Source organism: Rhizobium mongolense USDA 1844, from assembly GCF_000419765.1.
Classification (GTDB): Bacteria; Pseudomonadota; Alphaproteobacteria; order Rhizobiales; family Rhizobiaceae; genus Rhizobium; species Rhizobium mongolense.
The window spans coordinates 1-16,803 of the sequence record NZ_ATTQ01000025.1; the positions used below are offsets into that span (position 1 = coordinate 1).

The 16,803-nt window shown below is 56.7% G+C and carries 14 protein-coding genes and 1 pseudogene; 5 read left to right on the top strand and 10 right to left on the bottom strand.

The genetic code is table 11. The features are described 5' to 3' along the window. The 4 genes and pseudogenes from A3C3_RS0131055 to A3C3_RS46280 all read right to left on the bottom strand — a co-directional run. Positions 1 to 257, bottom strand: a pseudogene (locus A3C3_RS0131055) (IS6 family transposase); the annotation flags it as partial. A gap of 954 nt (positions 258 to 1,211) precedes the next feature. Then, positions 1,212 to 1,676 carry a Mov34/MPN/PAD-1 family protein gene (locus A3C3_RS39660; RefSeq protein WP_022718460.1) on the bottom strand — a complete coding sequence of 155 codons (465 nt, stop codon included), beginning with the start codon at positions 1,674 to 1,676 and terminating at the stop codon, positions 1,212 to 1,214. After that, positions 1,661 to 3,343 carry a ThiF family adenylyltransferase gene (locus tag A3C3_RS0131070; protein WP_022718461.1) on the bottom strand — a complete coding sequence of 561 codons (1,683 nt, stop codon included), beginning with the start codon at positions 3,341 to 3,343 and terminating at the stop codon, positions 1,661 to 1,663. Before A3C3_RS0131070 ends, A3C3_RS39660 begins: the two co-directional genes overlap by 16 nt. After that, positions 3,336 to 4,277, bottom strand: coding sequence for a CBASS cGAMP synthase (locus tag A3C3_RS46280; RefSeq protein WP_022718462.1), 942 nt, complete (start codon positions 4,275 to 4,277; stop codon positions 3,336 to 3,338). The genes A3C3_RS0131070 and A3C3_RS46280 overlap by 8 nt, the downstream gene beginning before the upstream one ends. Here A3C3_RS46280 and A3C3_RS39670 point away from each other — a divergent pair. The 3 genes from A3C3_RS39670 (at position 4,270) to A3C3_RS42780 (ending at position 6,454) form a co-directional block, all read left to right on the top strand. Further along, complete coding sequence (locus A3C3_RS39670) at positions 4,270 to 5,034, top strand: CBASS cGAMP-activated phospholipase (protein WP_051154537.1); 765 nt, start codon at positions 4,270 to 4,272, stop codon at positions 5,032 to 5,034. The genes A3C3_RS46280 and A3C3_RS39670 overlap by 8 nt on opposite strands. Before the next feature lie 194 nt (positions 5,035 to 5,228). Next, the gene (locus A3C3_RS0131085; protein WP_022718464.1) at positions 5,229 to 5,720 is read left to right on the top strand and encodes a diadenylate cyclase; all 492 of its coding nucleotides are present in this window, start codon (positions 5,229 to 5,231) and stop codon (positions 5,718 to 5,720) included. Continuing rightward, positions 5,717 to 6,454, top strand: coding sequence for a hypothetical protein (locus A3C3_RS42780; protein WP_022718465.1), 738 nt, complete (start codon positions 5,717 to 5,719; stop codon positions 6,452 to 6,454). The genes A3C3_RS0131085 and A3C3_RS42780 overlap by 4 nt, the downstream gene beginning before the upstream one ends. A gap of 335 nt (positions 6,455 to 6,789) precedes the next feature. On the opposite strand, the gene A3C3_RS0131100 is transcribed toward A3C3_RS42780, so the two are convergent. From A3C3_RS0131100 to A3C3_RS0131125, 6 genes are all read right to left on the bottom strand, one after another. Continuing rightward, complete coding sequence (locus A3C3_RS0131100) at positions 6,790 to 7,365, bottom strand: hypothetical protein (protein WP_022718467.1); 576 nt, start codon at positions 7,363 to 7,365, stop codon at positions 6,790 to 6,792. Next, complete coding sequence (locus A3C3_RS0131105) at positions 7,340 to 7,948, bottom strand: hypothetical protein (RefSeq protein WP_210163488.1); 609 nt, start codon at positions 7,946 to 7,948, stop codon at positions 7,340 to 7,342. The genes A3C3_RS0131100 and A3C3_RS0131105 overlap by 26 nt, the downstream gene beginning before the upstream one ends. Before the next feature lie 293 nt (positions 7,949 to 8,241). After that, a complete protein-coding gene (locus tag A3C3_RS0131110; RefSeq protein ID WP_022718469.1) occupies positions 8,242 to 9,126 on the bottom strand; it encodes a hypothetical protein in 885 nt (294 codons plus the stop codon). Positions 9,127 to 9,128: 2 nt separating this feature from the next. Continuing rightward, positions 9,129 to 11,564 (bottom strand): S8 family peptidase, encoded by a 2,436-nt coding sequence (locus A3C3_RS0131115; protein ID WP_022718470.1) that lies wholly within the window; start codon positions 11,562 to 11,564, stop codon positions 9,129 to 9,131. Positions 11,565 to 11,598: 34 nt separating this feature from the next. Then, entirely contained in the window at positions 11,599 to 12,534 is a 936-nt protein-coding gene (locus A3C3_RS0131120) for an AAA family ATPase (protein WP_245278815.1), read from the bottom strand. A 411-nt stretch (positions 12,535 to 12,945) separates the two neighbouring features. Continuing rightward, the gene (locus A3C3_RS0131125) at positions 12,946 to 14,082 is read right to left on the bottom strand and encodes an RHE_PE00001 family protein (RefSeq protein ID WP_022718472.1); all 1,137 of its coding nucleotides are present in this window, start codon (positions 14,080 to 14,082) and stop codon (positions 12,946 to 12,948) included. Between the two features lie 526 nt (positions 14,083 to 14,608). On the opposite strand from A3C3_RS0131125, the gene A3C3_RS0131130 reads away from it, so the two are divergent. Together A3C3_RS0131130 and A3C3_RS0131135 are read left to right on the top strand one after the other, a co-directional pair. Continuing rightward, positions 14,609 to 15,526 carry a recombinase family protein gene (locus tag A3C3_RS0131130; protein ID WP_022718473.1) on the top strand — a complete coding sequence of 306 codons (918 nt, stop codon included), beginning with the start codon at positions 14,609 to 14,611 and terminating at the stop codon, positions 15,524 to 15,526. 363 nt (positions 15,527 to 15,889) lie between these two features. Then, positions 15,890 to 16,801, top strand: coding sequence for a hypothetical protein (locus A3C3_RS0131135; protein WP_022718474.1), 912 nt, complete (start codon positions 15,890 to 15,892; stop codon positions 16,799 to 16,801). Positions 16,802 to 16,803: the final 2 nt, after the last annotated feature.

The window sequence follows — 16,803 nt, forward strand, 5'->3', positions numbered from 1 at the left end:
CCTCGCGGCACACCTTCATCGAGGTGCCAGACATCGCCTTTCGTCGGCGCCTTGCGGCGTATGCGGCGCGCATAATCAAGGCCATGCTTTCGGCACCATCGGCGGATGGTCTCGTAGGAAACGACGATCCCGCGATCGAGCAGCATTTCCTCGACATCGCGCAGGCTCAGATTAAAGCGAAAGTAGAGCCAGACAGCACGGGCTACGATTTCGATCGGATAGCGGTGGTTCTTGTAGGTCGGTGCACCCACGGTCATGGGTGCGCTGCTACCTCAATTTCCTTACCGCTCAATCAATGTGACAGAACCCTAAATCGCACTCTCCTCGTCGCCACGGGAGCTGTCGAGGTCATAGGCGGCGTGCTGCTGCTCCGGCCGGGCCGGTCGGCCTATCGTGCGCTCTCGATGACAGTGACCAGCGTTGCATCGACGTCATCCGGAATGCTTGCTCTTTGCCGGAGTTGTCTTTTCGCAACAGCTAGTTCATAAGGCTGAAATGTCCCAGACGCGTCTGGTATGGAGGCTTCGGCGCTCGCTGAACGAACTTCTGCTTCCTAGATCGGCGAAACTCGCAAGGAACGGCCAAGATGGGGGCGCGAGGCCGACGTTCACCGATCTAATCTTCATCTCCAATCGGGCGCCCTTGCGAAAGTGGGCCATACTCGCCTTGAAGGGATACGAACCGCCGACGCCCTAAACAAAAAACCTAAGCGCCTGAAAAATAACCCTTTCGCCCATATGCAATTTGCGGAGCTTGTGCCCTCAAAACCTGCCGCTTTTAGCGACGAAAGCGTTCGATTGAGAGCCTCTAACGTAGGCGTTTCGTCGGGGGCCGCCTCTTCTGAGCGGCCGATCCGTGCTCCCTGCACGCGATAGCGGATCGTACAATATTACGCAAAGCACAGGCCGTAGCCTGGTTCAAGCCGTGGGCGACGTCAGCTATTTACATCGCATGGGACACCTTGAAGCCCGCCGATTTCAACGGGCTACTTCCTCGGCTAGCCCCATGGTTTCCTATATGTTCTGAAGCTGTGGCTAACCACCACCTCGTCCCCCCGCACGTGTTGCGGGAACCGCAAACCTCTGCCAGCTTCCCGTTTGGCTGGAGGACATGATGGAGCAGACATTCAAAGCGATCCTCGACTTGATTGCGAAGATCGCCCGCGGTCTCCATAACGAATCCGTTTTAGGTAGGTAGTTAATTGATCCAGCTCAAATCACTGGATAAATCGGCTCGATGACGCCAGTTTTACCCCACCCGGCCCACAGCTCCTTCCGTCCAACGATCATGAAAATCACTTTGCGGTTCTCACGCATCGTGATGTCCCGCCAGGTCGAGCGATCGAGGCTTGACGGCCTGGGGTAGTCCTCAGGATGGCTATGCCATTCTCCAACAAAAGTCTCTGTACCACCGCTGCTATTCCATGCCGTCATCGCAGCCTTCTGGTGTCCACGATCCTTCCGATCGAAGAGGAACCGCTTCCGGACATCGGATCTTAGCGGCACGGTGCAGTCCTTGATCTCGATGTGATCTCCGCGGTGGCTCCCGATCAATATTCCACCAGCTTCCCTTTGCCCCTCGTCCCCGACGACGAAGCTCTGCATGATAGCGAGGACACGTGCGGGCAACAGGACATACGCCTTAGGTCCCATCGCATATATCATGTCGGGCTGCATGCCGGACAATCTCGGGAAACGGCGGGATTGCCGTCCTTCACGCTCAGGGCTTGCGAAGGATCGAACAGATGAGAGCGAAAGCGGTGGCCGATCGAGCCCCTCGCCCAAGCTAGTGCCGTTTCACAGATCAATGACGCCGCCACGACCGATCTGGTCACCGGGTATGGTATGTACCGAGGGTCGGCGCATTCCATGTTTTCCGCAGTAGTAACCTCGATACCAGCGCGCATGGTGGGAAAACGGGACGGACCGGACAGTCGTGGTTTGAGACATTTGAGGCATGCACGTCCGCTTTCTCCCGTGAATAGAGATTGCGCCATCGCGCCGTTTCCGACCAGGTAGCCGAACAGCACCGGCGGCCAAGTCTCCCTGTGTCGAACTGACCTGTCGTTGACGGCGAGCGAGAAGGCCTCCTCCCCCGTGGCATCGATTATTAGATCATATGGAAGGTTCGATGCATCAAGGATATCCAGGGCATCTCCGGAATGGAAGTCCACCGTCAGCATGGGGAGTTGCTGCTTGATGAACTCACAGCACCCCTCCGCTTTGTTCCGGTGGATATACGGTATTCCGAGAAGGTGGCGTCCAAGGTTGGCGGTCCTAAGTTCGTCCTTATCGACGATCGTAAGTCGACCGTCCATTGCTCCCGCTCCCGATTGGGCGAGTTGGTGAGAGAGGAACCCTCCGATCGTCCCCGCTCCGATTAGCAGAATCCGTTTTCCGTTTAGGTTCGCCATGTTTCCCATGTTTCGGCTGAAGATGTAGTCTACGTCCGCAGGCAGGCCGAGGGTCGGCTGAATTGGAATTTTCTCGGGCATCCGCGCGATTATGGAAGGGAGTTTCGTACGCCGAGATTTCTGAAATTCGTCCGTGCGAAGCATCGGGGGCAGCGTGGCGCTGAGTATGAACGTGCCATTGGCGGCCCGGATTGCGATCCATCGTGTCGGATGCTCGCCTGTAGCGAAGCTCTTCTCGAGAATGCCTACAAGGCCCGGGTCGATCCAGCCAAGCCACGCGTTGAGGTCCCGGAGGTTTTCGGGAGGCCAGTCCGCATTCGGATTTACGGACAGCGCCGCATCGGTGGATATGACGACGCAATCCTCACCGGGCGGCAACGAAGCACGATTGGCGAGGTGGGCTTCGATGAGCCAGGATTCTCCGGCGCATATGACACCAGTCGGCTCGAGCCCCGCGCGTAGATTCAAGAACCGCGCCTTGATTCGCCCTGCGAAGTTCGCTGGCAGATCCACCAAAAGAAACGAGGACGACCAATAAGCTTGGAATTCGTTTGCGAAATCGATATCGGAAGAGCCACGTACCGCCTTGCGTATGACGATGTCGGCCTGTTCGAGGCATTGAAGAACCGTCCCGCTAGGGTCGTATCGGTCGAGAATGACAGATCCCTTTGCGTAGTAACAAAGGGATCTGGTTTCACCAAGTAGATGCGGCAGACGCCTGCCCGTAACCCGGTACTCTTCTCCAAGATAGATCGGCGGGGCAGAGACGAAATCCAAATCCGTCACGTCTATTCGGACAGGGACCGCCAAGGCGGTCGGGTCGAGTGTGCCTAGATACACAACCCGCTCGACCGACCAGTCCCGCGTGAAACAGCGCTGCGTCAGCGCGTCATGGACCTGCCGCCTTGATATTGCATCGCGTTCATCCACTCTGCGATCGTCCAACCACCGGAGCCGGCACTTCGTTGCGCGGTTGAGCAAGGATCGTGATCTTCGCTGCTTCAGCGATGCTGACCAGATCGGGTCTGTCTGGCAGACGCAGTCCAAGAAGCGACTGCATCTCGTTGACCGCTTCCTGGCGATCCGAAACCGTCGCGGTCGTGTTGCGCAGTTTGTCCGCGAACTCCTTTGCATGACGAGCCGCTACCTTGCGGCCGTCTTCGGTAAGGCGGTTGATGTTTTCGCCGGGGTCCGTCGGGTTGGCGACTTTGCCCTCTAGGTAGCCGGGTAGTCGCTCGAGCACCATGAGTAGAGTAAGGTCCTCGCGATCGGGAACCAGTGGCCGACTCTTTTCTTCGAATGCTCTCCAGGCGCACACCATGAGGAGAACAGATGACACGCCGTCTAGCTCGGGTTTGTGATGGTCCCGCCAAGCCTTTAGGTATCGGCATATACGGCGCAGTTTTTCGCCGTAGATTTCGACCGCTCCAAGAAACCATGTCTTGATCTTGCGTGGATCGGACACTTTCCAGTCCTCGGCCCGGTGGGCCAGCAGAACGCTGTCCGAAGGGAGCGCTTCCCAGGTGTCGCGGCGCACGTCTTCGGCGAAAGTTGCGTGCGCCGAAACGGATTTCTCAAGAAGCAAGAACTCGACGTCTGGAATGGCATACAACGGGATGTCGATGTGCGCGTTGTGGCTGATCACGAGCCGGCAGCAAGTATCTTTTTCCTTAAAGGTCCAACCCTCCTCTTCCCCGAGTTGCGTGAGCACAGAATCGACAAACTCAAAGAACATTGCCGACGCCTGGGATGGTCTTGCGCCTTTTACGAACGACAGCGGCAGATAGCAGCCGTCATCAAGATCCATCTGCTGCTCGGGCGGCCAAGCCGGATCGTTGAGCTTTCTCGAACGTGGAATGGACATCTTTCCTCGGAGCGACTGGAAGCTGGGCAGACTCCTCGCCAGGCTGAGAAAACCCTTTGGCGCGAAGTATCGAAACATAGAACTACGGCAGGCTGTCGAGGCCGTGATCGGGGATGAAGCACTGATCGGACACGCCAGAACGAGGCTTCTTGTCCCGGCGGTGAACATGAGCAAAGGACAGATGCAGATGTTCAAGACTCCGCACAACCCGAACTTGGTGAGGGATCGCCATCTCCTCGCGGCGGATGTCGCCATGGCGACGTCGGCGGCTCCGCTGTTCTTTCCGATGGCTAAGGTCCAGAATTCCAACTACGTTGACGGCGGCATCGTGGCAAACTCGCCTGATCTCTGCGCCGTCCATGAAGCCATTTATTTCTGCGGGCAGAAAATTGATGATGTTCACGTTCTCAGCATCGGGACTACGTCTTCCGAATTCTCGCTTCCGAACTCCATCGGACAGGACATCGGAGCGATCGGTTGGCTAAAGAATGACCGTATACTCTCGACCGTGATGACCACCCAGCAACAGCTGGTTCACTTCATGATTACCCACCAGTTGAAAGAGAGATACCTCCGGATCGACCATAAGCCGTCAGCGGAACAAACCTCCGATCTCGGGCTGGACATCGCCACCGAAAGCCGTCGTGAAACACTTCTTGCACTCGCGGACGCCTCTTACCAAAACATCGCCGCGTCACCTCAGTTGCGCGACTTCCTGAACCATCGTCCTGAGCCGATCACCTTTTCGGGCGAGTAGAATCCGGAGAGACATACTCGAGCGTTGCTTTCATGATATAACAGCCTCGTCGTTCCTGACCGTTGCATTAACGGTAACATCGATGACGAAAAGCAGGCTGTATATTACCTGCGCTTCCGGAAATAAAATCAAGCCATAAACCTATAGCACGCCGTGCCTTGCATTGGCCTAATCCGACGTGCAATCAATGTACAATGACGGTAGCTGATCCTCGAAAACTTATTGAGCAAGTAGTAACACTTCTAGAGGAGGTCGATGCCATTGCTGGTAGAGAATTTTCCGGAGTCGGCGTGATCGTGTCGGCGAATCCTGAATCTTTGCCAATCGTTGCGTTACGACCGACCAGCAACCCAATTGACGATGCTGCAACTGCGACCGTGTTGGCGCGTATCTCGCAACATCGGCATGAGCACCACGACGGCTTTCATGTTTTAACGCCCGACCTCAAGATAAAGAAAATCGCGCAATACTTCTCGCCACCGATCGTTCCTTTACTTAACATCGATCGTCAGAAACGCTTTGGAGGACGTTATCTCGCTGCTCTTTTCGGCTCAATGCTCCCAAGCGTTGTCGCTACTGGGATCGTGAGCCGCGATTTCGGTTTGGCGGTTTTCCAACAGGGGGACGAAAAGTTTTATCGTCCGGCAATCGAAAGCAAATCCAAATCTCAGGATGATCCTGAATGATCTTTGCCTTAAGTCGGAGCCTTGTCCTAAGCGCATTAGTGATGCTCGTTGTCGCTATTTGCGTTGGGCTTCTCGGTTACGGATACGTTGCCAATCCGCACGGTCTCCTCGAATGGTCGTCTAAAATTACATTGCTGATCAGCGTTACATTGGTGTTGCTAGGCATAAGACCAGTGTTCCGCGTGCTGCACTGGCTTTCCTTCGCAAAATATTGGTGGTTCCCATGGCTTGATGGGGAATGGCGCGCTGAAATCCGGTCTAACTGGCCGAAGGTCGAGCGTATGTACTCGGCGGCAAAGCGTGAAATTCCGAAGTTCGATTCACTTGCGGGGCCATTTACGAGCGACGACGAATTGGTGACGACGGCCTCAGTGACGATCGAAACAGGCCTTTTCGACATATCGATCGAAATCACGCCTCACGGGACAGACAAGACCAGTCGCACCCGTTTCGTCCGCCCACGCTGGTCAAAGCCCGACCGACCTGAACTCAGCTACGTTTATGAGCAAACGGACCCGAATCACCTAGCTCCAACAGACACACGTCAACATTTTGGCGCTGGCATCGTCGAGTATATCGCAAAGACGGGCGAGTTGTCTGGACACTACTGGACGAACAGGAATGCCGAAGCCGCACTGAACACGGCCGGAACTATCGTGATGCGGCGCGTTGTCACCGCCGGCTTCATGACGCGGCTATTGAAGCGATTTCAAAAAGAAGGCTCTTGGTTCTGACGCAGCTTAGTTCGAAGCGCTCTGGTCCAATCCAAGGGGATCACTCCACAGAGGGGCCGATATCCCACGCAGAAACACAGTCTATTTCAGTATCGCCGCCGACCAGTTCGACGAAGATGCCGACTTGACGCACGAAGTCGAAGGCTCGCATCCAAGAGCAGGACCAGGCAATGGCTCTGGCCAAGCGCTTCATAGCGTCGAAATTGGTTCTACGGGACTTGGGCACGTTCGGCCGCGAATACATTGCGAGCTTCACAGTGAGGCCGGAGTGTCCGATTAGCGGTATCGCACGACTTACCGGAGAATGCGAATTTCATGACTTAGGGCCAAGTCGACTACTTCATCTCTTTATAAAGCTCTTCCATCTTGATTTGGTTGGCTATCGGAACCGTTACCACATTCACGACCGGGGCACCGGTCGTTCCAAATCCGATAGTGATGTCACCGCACGCCTTAAACTGCGCTACCTTTGAAAAAGTATCGAAAATGAGCTTGGAAGACGGCTTATCGACAACAGTGACGTTCTTATCGTTTTCCTCGTAGACCGTTCCTATTGCGACAAAATTATTGCTCTCGATTTTTGGAATTTGAGCCAGCAGTATGTTGCTCGCATAGGCACAGCTCACGTTGAGCGGATGCGGATTAGGCGCCGCTCCATCCTCACATTTGAGCGTTGTCCGCTTCAATTTGTTCGTCTCGATCTCGAACGTCGGCCCGTGGCATGGTTTGAACGTCACGGTGGCAGTTTTCCGAGCTATCACAAAGCCAAATATACCATTGTTTCCGGCGACTTCGAATGGTCCATCGCCGACGACCAACTTAGCAAATTCTTCTTGCGCGAACGCCGCCCCCGCGCCCATCAGACCTATCGCCACCGCTGCAATGCTATTTCGGGCAATTCTCATTGTCATTTTCTGGCTTCCTAACCCTGTTGGCGGTGTAGATGATGTTTCCATCTTTCCCGACAACGAACATCGTTCCGTAGACACACGGTGATTCCGGGCTTCGACAGAGCAAAAATAATTGTTCTGGCAACCCGATGATTTGGCGGACTTGCCGCCTGTCGATGCACGCCTTGAACTGCGGATATGGCGGCTTGCTCTGATCGGTTGGACTTAAGACAGGGACTGTCTGCGATTTCTCGCCGTTCCAAACATAGGTCGCCATCTGATATGCATCCCCCTTAGCAGCCCAGCTAACCACAAAGAGCAGCCCTAATGCGAAGAAGCCAGTGACAACGCTCAGGAGATTCTTCCGCCAAGCAGGCATCTCCGGAACTAACGTCAGAGCATAGACGAGCGCCGCCAACACCATGACGTATGCAACTACCTTCCAATCCTGCAAAGGAATGAATGCGTAAACGAGGACCGTCGAAAACGCGATCTCAACCTGTGTAGCGTCAATTCCGAACTCGCCGAGATAGCTAGACAGGTAAGCCCATCCGCTAAAGTACACGACGGCTACGGGCAGAGCTGCAACGACAGCGTCCACCAATGCAGCTCTCACTGTTGAAGTAGCTTCCCCCATAAGATGAAATTATCATGGGTAACGTCCTCAAGGTAGACGCCGTTTCGCTTTTTCCACCGGACGCGAATAAGCACAACGGGTCCGTATCGCCACACCCCGTGCGTCGTCCTACGACCTCCTACGAGGACACCGAGCCTTGTCTGGGTCTAAGATTTTACATGGCTAGAGTATTTCCGCAGCTGGCTGAGCCGCCCGCCCGCCGGCAGCTTATTCCGAATTAGAACGCGGATATCCTACACTTTGCGCGTACGACTGCGACCTCAGGTGCTGAAGCGACTGACGCCGAAAACCATATAGTTGAAGTCGATTGGCTCCCCGGTCGCGGTCTCGACGACCGATCGGGCGTCCGAGTTCCAGGTATGCGCCGACCAATCGAATACGCCATCGTCAGCCTGCACAACGATATATGAGCCCTCGCGAAGCCGGGCAGACGTGGCGCCTCCCGCAAAATCGAGGCCGAGTTTGAACGCGTAAATCTGCCTGTTCTTGTTTCGCCCGGCAATTGCCTTGACCACACTTCCGGCGAGGCCGACGAAGGGTTTTAGAGCAGGCTGTGCACTCGTCAGCAAAGCCAGACCATTACGAAAGGCGTCAGAGCCGAGTGCGTCCATCAAAAGGGTGTCATCGGAACTTGCAACATTCACAGTCCTTCCCTCGAACGCTATGCCGTCCTGCCCAACGGATACCCCCAAGAAAATGGGCGCCCCGCTGATCGCCGCGCTACTTCTGTCGTTGGCGGTCGTGCTGACAGCAAACCGCATCTCTTCGGCGGCTTCGGAAAGTTGGTTCTTTCCGGTGAACTCGCACAGAATTGAATGGGTTCCCGTCCCTGGAAAATTCGCGACATAAAACTTGTCGAGGGTGATTTTTATCCGCGCGCCCTTGAGGTCCATATCCGGATCAAGCTCGAAGGCGCTTTGAATCTGAAGCGCCTTACCTTTGCTTCCCGATGGAATGAAACCCATCAAGATACCACTGTAGGCGTACTGATCCTGGCCGCCCAGAAAGCGACTCAGTCCCTGTCCGGCGACACCCGTATCGGAAAAACGCAGAGCAGCATCATCGTCGCCGATCAGCCGAAGATACTCAGCGATTGTCCTGTTGCTCTTGGAAGCAAGAGAATCCTTTGGATTGAACGAGTTCATGATTAGCTCCTAACGCGTGGCCGGATTGGAATCGGTGCGCCAACTTGAACCTTGGGTCGGATACGTGTGGCGACATCGACATTCAGATCCTGACGAACCGGCTGGCCAAGCTCCAACGTCACGGCAAGAGCGTAGGGCGCTGGCACAGGCTCGAAGGCCTTGATTGTCGCTCTCGCTTGAACGCAGAGGATAAAATCGCCTGTCGCGGTCGAACTGACAAGCTTCGTCCCTTCCAGAACCAGATGTTGCAGCGTTCCCCGACGCGTCGCTTCTGGATGGGGTTGGGGTATGGATTTGACGCCAGCCCAGAAATTTCTCCGCCCGTTTTGATCGACGATTTCGAGAGCGAGCGCTCGATAGCGGTTCGATTGAGGATCGACAGGCGAGCTGTATGCAAGTGTCGTGACAACCCGTCTCAGTTCGCGGTTTCCGATCATCGCGCGAGGGATGGGGATCTTGTACTCATGCCTTTGATCGTGCCGAATAATGTCATCTGCTAGCAGGGTAATCCGACTGCCTTCTGCAGAAACAATACGGTCGACGTTGATTGATCCGTACCCCAAGAACCTTGCGATGGACTCTCTTCGCCGTGCCCAGCGACTCGCATCCTGTGGCGGATAGATCTTGTCGAGGAGAGGGAAAACATCGCTCCAGGCGCAGCCGTGAGCAAGAAGTGCCTTCAGCGTCACCGCCCGGGTCGGCTGCAAGGACCAATCCTGACCTTCTTCTGCGAAAAGAGACTCGAGGACATCAGCTATTTTTACCCCGGTCCTTGTCACCAAGGCCGCCGCGTTGCTGGTCCCGGTGGACCGAACGATCTTGGTTGCTGTCAAACCGAATGGATCGGCGGTGGCGACAAGTTGCCCGAACTGCGGGATTTCTTCTCCCCAGGCAGACACGACACCGTTATTGTGTTCGCTTCGCAGGACCTGCCTGCCTCCGGCTTCTACGAGGTCAGGTTTGATCCCTCGATTGACGCCGAGACCTGTTGCGGAGTTCAGATTTGTCACGCCGATCGGAGAGAACGGATCAATTATACCAACAGGCCCTTCGCCAGCGCCGTCCGCGTGGAGGGCGCCGACAGTCAGTGCATTGACCGATTCAGCCGGCGAGAGGATAGAGCGGCCGCCCTTGGATCGCTCCAAGCTACGCAAAAGCACGACCTGACGCTGAATCTGATCGGCAGCATGCAACTCCTCGTCGGAAGCATAGGTATCCAGCTGGAACGGCTCCCGGATGTTGCCGGCGCTGACGATGAACAACACGCCATATCGATGCGATAGGAAGTCAAGCAGCCTGGCCCAAGGCGACGGACGCTTGGCAAAGGGAGCTTCCAGATCACAGACCGAGTGGTTGATCAGAACCACACGGTTACCCAATGGCGCGGACCCATCGAGCCCGGTCGCCAACGCCGTTACCGCCCGGAACACCAAACCGATCGGCAGCCGCTCCAATGGTGTCGTTTCGGCCCGAACGCCTTGCGGAGCAGCCAAAATAGGGATGATCTTCAATGCGCGGGTAAGCGGTTCGTCTCCAACCGACAGATCGCCATGTAGAATAAGCGACGCCATCGCGGTACCGTGGAACCGCCGGTTCACCGGAACCTGCGCGCCGGTTACATCAATCTCTTCAATATCCACCCGGTTTGCGAGGAGGGCGTGATTTTGAACCGGATAGCCATCCAGCAGTGCCACGACCGCAGGCCTATCATCGAGCGCCGCTGGTGCATTGGCCGCCGCGGCCTCAGTTTCAATCTCGTCGCCAAAGGACGCCTGATAGAGAGACTGGGGACGAACCCGCATGACCGCGTCAGCATTGGCAACGCGGCCGGACATTGCTTGAAGGGCGCGCGCTTCGCCGGCGGGAATCTCGACCAAAGCAGCCTGGTATTGAATGGGATCGATGGTTACGAAATCGAGCATGCGCCCGTTGATGACGGTTAGCAAGGCTTCCAGGTATTCTCGGGCAACGAGCCGCAAATCAGCATTCTGCCGGTACCATAGGTCGAGCTCCACGCGGACCGGTCGTTCGGGTTGCCGCTCCATGGTTCGGCTTATGTAGGCAGCAAGATTTGGATCGATCCGGTCCTGTGCGGACCAGGTCCGAACATCGCGCAGATATCCGAAAAGTTGCCACCATTCCCTGGCTTCTGCCGGCCGCGCCTCCCCGGCGGTGTACCGGTTCCACAGGGCCATCAGCCGCTGCAGTCCCTCCATCGATGGCATCGTGACGTAGAGCACGGCGCCGTTGTCGTCCTCACCCGCGTACTCGGAATCCTCGTCTTCAGTAGGGGCGTCGGGGACGTCTTCGGTGAGCCATTCGAGCCCAAGGCGTTGAGCAGCCCTGATGAAATCGTTGACGGGGGCTTTTAGCTCAAAAACAAGTGCGCGATCCGGCGTTGCATATGCCGGTTGCGCGGAGACATCGGCGTTCGACAAAAGCGCATCTATTCCAGAGCGGATCGTGTTGAACTTATTTCCGAGACGGTTGCTCTGTTCCTGGAAGGAGTTCGGTTGTGGGAAGAACGGCTTTCTTCCGGGAAGTCGTTGCGCGTTTGCCGGCTCCCGACTTATTCGCACGATTGGTTTCGTTGCCACTCAGCTTCACTCCTCCGACAGCGCGCCTTCTTTCCCACGCGTCGAAAGCCTGGCTGAGAGCACTTGCCGCAGTCGATCTGCCCTTTGAGAGTATGAGTTTGCGCCGGGCGTCGAGTGTGATTGCCTCGATTTCCGAAAAAGACTCGCCCTTCAACAAATTCACAAAATCGGCCGCCGAAATACCAAGTGGCCCCAACGCCTTCTCGGTCTTCATGAACCACTCTTTCAGTTCGGCCGTTCCCGGCAACGGTATTTCCATGCGCAGTTCAAATCGACGCCAAACCGCACGATCCAGCAACTCTGGATGGTTTGTGGCGCAAACGACTACACAACTGGAAGGAATCGCATCCATATGCAATAGCAAAGAACTGACGACGCGCTTTATTTCACCGGTTTCGTTGCTGTCGGCTCGCTCTTTTCCAATACTTTCGAATTCATCGAAAAAGAGCACACAGGGCGTCCGGCTGACATAGTCGATCACCTGCTGTAGCCTGGCAGCCGTTTCCCCAAGAAAACTGCCGACCAAACCATCGTAGCGAACGGTCAGGAACGGGAGACCGAGCTCGACGGCGAGCGCTGACGCAAGCGTTGTCTTGCCTGTTCCGGGGGGGCCGACGACCAACATCGTGTGACGCGGCTCGAGCGAATGCGAGCGGAGCAGGCTCGCCTGCGAATATTCGCTTAAAAACTCCTTGAGGTCCGCAGTGATATGCCGTGGCAGGACGAGGTCGGACAACCGACGGGAAGGAGTTTCCTCGCGCAAAAGGGTCTGCAATACGTCCGGCAACATCGGCGACGCCTTCGCCTGCATTGGTTCGTCTCGCCGATCATCAATGACGGGCTTGTGGCGGGAAGCGTAGCCGTGCCTCTGCTGAGTATGAGCCTCCTCAATGAGAGCGCTCATCGTTTCCGCGATATCCGCACGATTTCCGCGGCTTTGAGGCCGTGCAAGCCGATACACTTGTTCGTCCCTACTCATCTACGCCTCCCAGATTCGCTCGGACAGGCCACTAAAAATACCTTCCATATAGTTGCATGTTTATCAATTACGCGAACGCCACACGGAAAAATAAATTTCCTCGCGCCAGCATCTGGTTGCTGAGGTCAGAGCTACCGCTAACGGTGGCCATCAAGCAAGGTTCCAGACTATACGCCTCTCATACGAGCTTGGCGAAATTGTGCGTCACCAGGCTATTGCCAGCGGTAGAAGGAGAGCTGGTGCCTACAAGATCCCCCACGCCCGAAACCTCCCCCTCCCCGTCATCTCCCTGAGGCCCAGTTCCAAAACAATCCGCCGCGCCGCCTGCGGCGTCACCTCGAGCGTCTTCGCCACCATCCCGGCCGACACCAGCGGCTTTGCCATCACCAGTTCGACCAGTTCCGGCAGTTTTGAAGACGTCCGGCGCCCGTCCAGCTTTCGGTCCATCATCGTTTTCGCCAGCGTCAACCGGTCATGTTCTTTCATGCCGATCTCGGCGGCCGAGATCAAACCCTGGGCGATAGCAAGTAGCCTGGTTTCCCGGTCGCGATGCCGGCGCCGATCAACGGGAATGGTTTTGAGGCCGAGATTCACGGCGGCGAGATGGGCGCCGGTGGTGACGCCGGCCTGGCGTAGGATCGAAGCGGCAAAAAGCCGGCCGAGCCAGGGCGCGTGCTGCAGCACCGCCAACTCGTTCCAAGCATCAAGGGCGATTATCGCCTGCAGCACCGCCGGCAGGTGTTCGGCCTGCCGCAACGCAGCGCGCCATTCCCCCAGCCGCGCGTCCTCGTCCCAGTCGAGATCGTAGATCATCGGATCTTTCTCTTGGCCGCCGCCACGGCCGGGCTTAGTTGCGTTCTCGATCGCCGCCTCGGATCGTGCCAGCACCGCATCGATGGCGGCATAGTCGACGCCAGATAGATTTTTCGCGTCATCATCATCCCCCTCCCCTTCCGGATCCATCGGGGCCGCGGGTCGGATGACGCCAGCCGCCTCGACCGCGTCCACGCCGATCAATGTGATCTCCGAAGTCCGGCGGAGGGTCCTCAAGCCTTCGGCCGACAGCGCCCAGTCGGGCGATTGGCCGACAATGCGCCGACGGGTACGCAGCACATCGCGGGCGATTGTCAGCTCATGGGTGGGTGTGCGAATATCGCGGGTGGCGTCGTGGAGGACGAGATCTTCGAGATGGACGAGTTCGCCGTCGATCCAGAGCGATGCGCAGGCATCGGTGAAGTGGCTGCGCTCGATCCAGCCGGCTCCGACTTGGGAACGGGCAATGCGCTCGTCCAGACGCGTGAGTGCGATAGCGGCGCGGAATGCCGGCTCCCAAAGCGCTGCCATGCTGATTTTCGCGAGATCGTAAGCCATTGAAATCATGGTAAATGATTTGCTACACGAACTCTATCTAAATATTCTGGTTCGCCACATGGTATGATTGCGGGTTGGCATCATAACCATCGATAAGTATAGGTTATCGATGGTTAGTTGATCTGGAGTCGCAAATCAGCATGTCGGCCGTTCTAGATCGGTGGATTCCCCCGAAATCCGGGCTTTGTTGCCACTTTTCGCCCAGATTCGGCGGATTCTTTTGCTTGATCAAGTGGAACATCGCTCGCTCGATCCGCTGAATTGAAGCCCCTCCCCTTCCCTCCTCCTGGCGTCAACGCCTGCTAAAAGCGACAGTCCGGTGCTGCGCCCTCTCAAAAGAGCCAGTTTTGCGGCATTTCGCCTGTGGAAGGCCACTGACGGGCATCACGCACCCGGGATGGCTCGTTGCCCATCTTCGAGCAGAAAGCACGCTCAGCGGCCTTCCATTTCATGCATAAAACACGCTTGCAAAGGAACATTTTCTCATACATGTTTTATCTGTACAAACCACCTTGAAATGGGCCGCTGAAGCCGGATGGCAAAGAGACAAACAGTTAAAGTCCCCCAACCTCCGAAGCGCCTCATTGGCTACGCCCGTGTCTCGACAGATGACCAGGTCCACGACGCCCAGATGGACGAGCTCCATGCCGCCGGCTGCGATCGAATTTTTCAGGAGCACGGCTCGGGTGTTTCACGCGCGCGTCCGGTCCTGACCCGACTACTCGGCGAACTCGTCGCCGGTGACGTCCTCGTCGTTGTCCGCCTCGATCGGCTTGCCCGCTCCGTGAGTCACCTCTTGGCGGTGATCGAGGATCTTGAGGGACGCGGCGTTCATTTCCGCTCGATCCGCGATCCGATCGATACCTCAACGCCGCAGGGGATGTTTTCGCTCCAAGTCCTGGGTGCGGTCGCGCAACTCGAAAGAGCGCTGATTGCGGAACGAACAAAGGCAGGCATCAAAGCGGCGAAGGCGCGTGGCAAACTTCCTGGAAATCCTGGCTTACGGGAAAGGCGGCCGGAAGCGATCAAGGCCGTGTCGCAAGCACGCGACAAACTCTACCTCGATGAGCTCATCTCATCTGCGCAGACATGGCTGCCTATGGTGCGGCAGCTCCGGCCTCAACACAGCTGGGACAATGTGGTTCGTGTGCTCAATCGCCGCGGCCATGATTGGACGGTGGAGCGCCTTCGCCGCGCCGTCCATCGTCTGGTCCGCGAAAAACTAGCGGACAAAGAGCTTCTTACCCGGTCCCCTCGCCGCGCACCGGAGGACCACCTGATGAAGCTGGTGGCGGCGATTGCCATCGCGGATCCCGGATTGTCGCTTCGTGACATTGCTACTCAGCTTGATAAAATGGGAGAACGGCCCGCTCGGGGCGGACGCAAATGGCAACCATCGTCCGTTCGCCATCTCTTGGACGAGGCCCATCGTTTCGGTCTCATCCGTCACTAAGGGTACGAAGCATCAATCTCCCTATCGCGCGGCTCCTCGCCTTCCCTGATTTAGATGGCAGAGACTGCCAACCTTTTACTCCAGACGATCTCCATCCCGAGTCGCCGATATTCCGGTTCAGAGCGGAGTTTCAGGACTGGAGCGGCGGATGGTGGCATGCTCTTGCTGAACGAATTTCATCCTGTTCAGCGGAAGTTATTTTGGTCGCAAGGGCCCCACTTCCGGCATCACAACCTCCTCGTTTCGGTGCCTAACAAGAATGGTGCGCGCTGGCGGGGCAGGGCGCAAACGCCGGCAGAAATCGACTTGCCGGGAAAGTAGTCTCTGATTAGTCTCTGAAACTCCTGGGGGAATTCTTTTTCGATGTCGCACTTCTCCGATCTCGGCGGCGCAACGCTCGTCAATCAATTCACTATTCATCACAAGGACAAGCTCACGGGCGGTCGGCCGTTTATGTCGACATGCGTGCCGCAGGCCGTCTACCTGGATCTCTTCGATGTGCGCATCAGTCACGGCGCCGAGTGGAAGGACAATGTCAAGGATCCTAACGATCCCAACTTTCGGATGCGTTCGACTATCTGGGCGCGGGGAGAGATGAAGGATAGCATCACCGTATTCAGAATGGACGGCCCGATCGGCACCTTCAGAGAGATCGCGGACGTGATCATCAAGCCGCTGCCGAAGGGGCATGTCGGCGGGACGAAACGCGCTACGTCTTCTGATGGGATCGGCTTCTCCGGGATGTCGTCGCATGACGTTCCCGAGGAAGGCCTGATGGTGGAGGAACCGGGCACTCTCCTCTACGTCGATCCCCGTGAAGACAAATGGCCGTCAAGGACCAAGGATCCACATCTGTGCCTAGAAGGCTACATCGACGAGGCGGAGTTCAACAGCTTGATGCAGCGCCTGTCGATGACACACGCGCCAATCCAGAAGGCGGAGATGCGCGTGCTGCTGGAACTCTTCCAGTACGAAGTCGAGGCAAGCCTTTCCGAGCCGTCGTTCCGGCAGGACTACGGCTTTCTGATGCGCAGCAAGGACAACTGGGGGACTACCCGCGCTCGCGTGGAAACGCTGCAGGTGACCTACCAGCCGAATGTCGTCCCGCCACCGCCGGAAGCGAAGATAGACGAAGACGGGATCTACCAGCCACCCACGCCGTTTGAACCTGTGTCCGCCGCCATCGTCAAGAAGATCGAAAAGCACCTCAAGAACCTCGCCACGGTCACGGCAATTGGTCTCACGGCCATCTTCATCGTCCTTATCTCAAGGTGATC